Origin of the sequence: Dolichospermum sp. LEGE 00246 (genome assembly GCF_015207865.1) — a bacterium.
GTDB classification, from domain to species: Bacteria; Cyanobacteriota; Cyanobacteriia; order Cyanobacteriales; family Nostocaceae; genus Dolichospermum; species Dolichospermum heterosporum.
Genome location: NZ_JADEWA010000431.1, coordinates 1 through 4,706, shown reverse-complemented (window position 1 = coordinate 4,706; position 4,706 = coordinate 1). Strand labels below are relative to the sequence as shown.

Sequence of the window (4,706 nt, the reverse complement as noted above, 5' to 3'; positions counted from 1 at the left end):
AGACACACCTCCCCCTGCCTGCCCTCACCCGTCATTTTCGGGTTGACAGACTACTAGGTTCTACCTGGGGATTGATGAAGTGGCAAGTCCACTTCATTTTTATTGTCAAAATCTCAATTTTTTAGTCATTAACTAATTCATCGCGCCATTTTTCGCGTTTTTCTCTCTCTTCACGCACTTCTTCTTCTCGTTCCCGCGATCGCACTAATAACCAGCTTTCCCATGTTAGGGGTTTTTGTCGTTCTAAATGGTTAATAAATTGGATGATTGATAAATCTGCTTTCAGGGGAGTTTTGAGATCAAACTGCATGGTTTGTAAAATTCTATCGTTGGTTTTGAGTAGGCGATCGCTAATTGTTTTCCCTACCCATAACATCAATTTATTAATTAATTTTCCTAACATCCCTTTCCGTTTTTTAGACATTAGTAGGGTTTGACCTTCAGTTTTCCCCCCTGGTAATATCCGAGTTGTAAATATTAGATATAGCTGGGTAGACTCATTAGTAAAGGAAACAATACTTGTCGTTCCATACCAATAACAAACACTATAATTAAGAGAATTTTTAAACAACCGCCGATAAAGATTTAGCCAGAATGACTTGCCATTAATATTTGTAATAGTGCTAAAAATAATCGCATTTTGATTGAGTTCTTGTTTCTCCAAAACCATTTTTAATGGTAATTTATGAACCAGATTAATTTGTTGACTATCAATAGTTTGAATAAGTAAGATATGAGGATGACAATTAATACTAAATTGCGAACCAAGAGAAAAATCAAAGTCTTGGTTTTCCCAATCTAAAACCAAAGGTAAAGATTGTTGTGGAACTTCCCCAGTCCAAACCCAAATCATGCCATATTGTTCGGCTACTGGCCAAGTTTTGGCTTTCAGAGATACAGGTTCATCTGAATTAGGAATATCCACACAAATACCTTCCGCATCAAATTTCCACCGATGTAAAACACAGCGTAATTCATTACCCTCAATTTTACCTTCAGCTAAACTTGTACCCATGTGCGGACAATAAGCATCTAGGATAACTGCACGTCTATCTTTACCACGATATACGACTAAATCCTTCCCAAGAATTGTCACAGCTTTGACATCACCTACCAGTAAAGATTGAGAAGGTAGCACCCAATACCAACCTTCAACAAAACTGGCTGATTGGTTGAAGATTTTAGGTTTACGAACTGAGTTGAGATTATCTATATTGGTGTTCATTTTTAGGGTTTCACTTGCAGTGAAGCGGTTAATCTATTCCTATCATGAACAACTCAGAAAAACAGTTATCTTCAGTACCGTCAGCAGCAATGAATTAAAAGTCAAATAACTAATTACCAATTACCCATTACCCATTACCTAACTCCTGGTTGAAAGTTACGCAATCTTAAAGCATTACTGACTACAGAAACTGAAGAAAATGCCATTGCTGCACCGGCAATAATCGGGTTAAGTAACCAACCGAAGAAGGGATAGAGAATACCCGCAGCAATGGGAATACCAATGATATTATAAATAAAAGCAAAGAAGAGATTTTGGCGGATATTGTTGATAGTGGCGCGACTGAGTTGAATGGCTGTCACTATGGCTTGTAAATCTCCAGAAATTAAAGTAATATCACTAGCAGCGATCGCCACATCTGTCCCTGTCCCGATGGCAATTCCCACATCAGCTTGTGCTAATGCCGGCGCATCATTAATTCCATCTCCTACCATAGCCACAATTTGAAATTTATTCCCTACTTTTCTTTGCTGTAATGATTTAATCATCGCGGCTTTTTGGTCTGGACGCACTTGGGCAAAAACTTGAGTGATACCAACTTTATCAGCAATTGTTTGGGCAGTTTGTTGATTATCACCTGTTAACATTACCACTTCTAACCCTAATTTTTGCAGGGCTTTAACTGCTGTTAATGATGAAGGTTTAAGGGCATCAGCAATAGCCATAATTGCTTCTAAACTACCATTTACTGCTAACCAAATTACTGTTTTTCCTTCACCTTCCCAATCGCTTTGATGGGGTTTTAAAATATCTGTATCAATTCCTAATTCTGTAAACCAGCGTTGTGTGCCAACTTGTACTAAGTTATCATATACAATTCCTTGAACACCACTACCAACAATAGCTAAAAAATTCTTGACATCAGCTAAACTCACAGCTTGATTTATCGTATATTTCACCACTGCTTCCCCTAAAGGATGTTCAGAATTTTGTTCTACACTAGCAGCTAATTTTAATAACTGAAGTTCATTCCCATTGGCTGTACCTTTAATAGTCACAAAATCTGTAACTGTAGGTTTACCTTGAGTTAAAGTTCCAGTTTTATCAAGAACAATCGTATTTATTTTATGTGCTAATTCTAAACTTTCAGCACTTTTAATTAAAATCCCATTTTCTGCCCCTTTACCAGTTCCTACCATCACAGAAGTAGGAGTAGCTAAACCCAAAGCGCAGGGACAAGCAATAATTAAAACTCCCACCATTGTCATCATTGCTAAGGTAAAATTACCTGTAATACTAAACCAGATGATAAAAGTAAAAATTGCGATCGCAATTACAGATGGCACAAACCACCCAGTTACTTGATCTGCTAACCTTTGAATCGGTGCTTTTGAACCTTGTGCTTCTTGGACTAACTTAACAATTTGCGCTAAAAAAGTATCCTTACCCACCCGCGTTGCCTTAAACTTAAAACTACCAATTTTATTAATTGTTGCCCCAATTACCTCATCGCCTAGTTGTTTTCTCACAGGTACACTTTCACCTGTCACCATTGCCTCATCTACAGTAGAATTACCATCAACTACCTTCCCATCTACAGGAATTTTTTCACCAGGACGAACTAAAATTAGATCATTAACTATTACTTCATCAATGGGAACATCCATTTCTAAACCATCTCGGATGACTCTAGCTGTTTTGGCTTGCATTCCCATCAATTTGTGAATAGCTTCCGAAGTTTTTCCCCTAGCACGATGTTCTAAAAATCGTCCTAACAAAATCAAAGTTATAACCATCGCTGCAACTTCATAATAAACATGAATTTCTAAGCCTTGGGAAATAAATAAATCAGGAAAAAGCGTCACAAATAAAGAATAGAAGTAAGCCGTACCCGTTCCCAAAGCAATCAAAGTATCCATTGTCGCAGTGCGGCGTTTTAAAGACTTCCAAGCATTATGGAAAAAAGATCCCCCACACCAAAACTCCACAGGTGTTGTTAATGCTAATTGCAACCAAGGATGATGAAGAACTTTAGGAACAAAAGGTAAATGTAATCCCGTCATCATCGGTAAAGAACCAAAAAACAGAATAATACTAATTACAACCCCAGTTCTTAATTTGAGAATAAGTTCCTGTTCTGCTGCTAATTTACTCGCTGTTGCTGCTGTATCTTCACCTTCTACATCTAACTGAAAGGATGAATAACCAGCATCTGCGATCGCAGCTTGAATTTTGGCTAAATTTGTTTGTTGAGGTTCATAACTAATAGTTACCTGTTCTGCACCAAAATTAACATGACAATCAATAATTCCAGCAACGGCTAAAATTGCCCGTTCAACATTATTAGCGCAAGCAGCGCAACTCATACCTTTAAGTTTAAGACTCAGAGTATTCATATCACCTCTTGTAATTATCCTTCAGATCCCCGACTTCTCAAAGAAGTCGGGGATCTATATGTCTATACTTTACCTATTGGTGTAATATATCATTTTAATAAGTTTCTTGACTTCCAACTAACTTACATTTCAGATTTTGGGTATAGAAATATATGTTACAAGTTATTTATTCTGACGAATTTTTAGATCACAAAACGGGAATCTACCACCCAGAAAAACCAGCCAGATTGACAGCGATAGTTGATGCTTTAAAAACTGCGAGTTTTGCAGAGAAAATTACCTGGAAACTACCTACACCAGTTCTATTAAAACCATCTTTAATGTCTTGGATAGAAAAGGTTCATCCTACAACCTATATTAACAAAGTAAAAGATATCGCTGCCTCCGGTGGAGGTTATTTAGACGGGGATACTCCCATTTCTCCCCGCAGTTATGATGTGGCGTTATTGGCGGTTAGTGCTTGGTTAGATGGAGTTGATATAGTTCTTAATACAGCAGATACATCTTTTATATTAGCGCGTCCACCCGGGCATCATGCAGTAAGTGACACAGGTATGGGATTTTGTTTATTTTCTAACGCCGCCATAGCAGCTTTTTATGCTTTGCAACAACCTGGAATTAAGCGCGTTGCTATTCTAGATTGGGACGTACATCACGGAAACGGGACAGAAGCAATAGTAGAAACTCACTCAGAAATTGCTTATATTTCTCTCCACCAATATCCAGCTTATCCCGGTACAGGGAAAGCTTCTCAACAAGGTTCACATCATAATGTGTTAAATTTACCTGTCCCTCCTGGTAGTGATATTACTGTCTATCAACCCCTGTGGGAAAGGAAAATTCTCCCGTTTTTAAGCAATTTTCAGCCAGATTTATTGATTGTGAGTGCTGGTTATGATGCTAATGCCAATGATCCTCTAGCCGGTGTGAATTTGCAACCAGAAGATTTTGGTTTATTTACAGAATACTGTTTAGGTATAACCAAAAAAATTATGTTTGGTTTAGAAGGTGGTTATGATTTACCAAGTCTGGCTGAATCAGTAATTGCTACTATTCAAACTTGTATAAATTAGTTTCTTTTTGGA

Annotated in this window: 3 protein-coding genes; 1 reads left to right on the top strand and 2 read right to left on the bottom strand. The window is 37.6% G+C overall.

From position 1 onward, the window contains the following. Positions 1 to 121 precede the first annotated feature (121 nt). Both IQ228_RS21490 and IQ228_RS21485 read right to left on the bottom strand, forming a co-directional pair. Positions 122 to 1,225 carry an aromatic ring-hydroxylating dioxygenase subunit alpha gene (locus IQ228_RS21490; RefSeq protein WP_027401059.1) on the bottom strand — a complete coding sequence of 368 codons (1,104 nt, stop codon included), beginning with the start codon at positions 1,223 to 1,225 and terminating at the stop codon, positions 122 to 124. A gap of 134 nt (positions 1,226 to 1,359) precedes the next feature. Next, positions 1,360 to 3,621: a heavy metal translocating P-type ATPase gene (locus tag IQ228_RS21485; RefSeq protein ID WP_193964378.1), complete on the bottom strand. Its 2,262-nt coding sequence runs from the start codon at positions 3,619 to 3,621 to the stop codon at positions 1,360 to 1,362. 152 nt (positions 3,622 to 3,773) lie between these two features. On the opposite strand from IQ228_RS21485, the gene IQ228_RS21480 reads away from it, so the two are divergent. Continuing rightward, entirely contained in the window at positions 3,774 to 4,694 is a 921-nt protein-coding gene (locus IQ228_RS21480; RefSeq protein WP_027401061.1) for a histone deacetylase, read from the top strand. Positions 4,695 to 4,706 lie beyond the last annotated feature (12 nt).

Bases quoted from the DNA above. Each gene is read 5' to 3' on its own strand.
- IQ228_RS21490 (WP_027401059.1), bottom strand. From the start codon at position 1,225: ATGAACACCAATATAGATAATCTCAACTCAGTTCGTAAACCTAAAATC.
- IQ228_RS21485 (WP_193964378.1), bottom strand. From the start codon at position 3,621: ATGAATACTCTGAGTCTTAAACTTAAAGGTATGAGTTGCGCTGCTTGC.
- IQ228_RS21480 (WP_027401061.1), top strand. From the start codon at position 3,774: ATGTTACAAGTTATTTATTCTGACGAATTTTTAGATCACAAAACGGGA.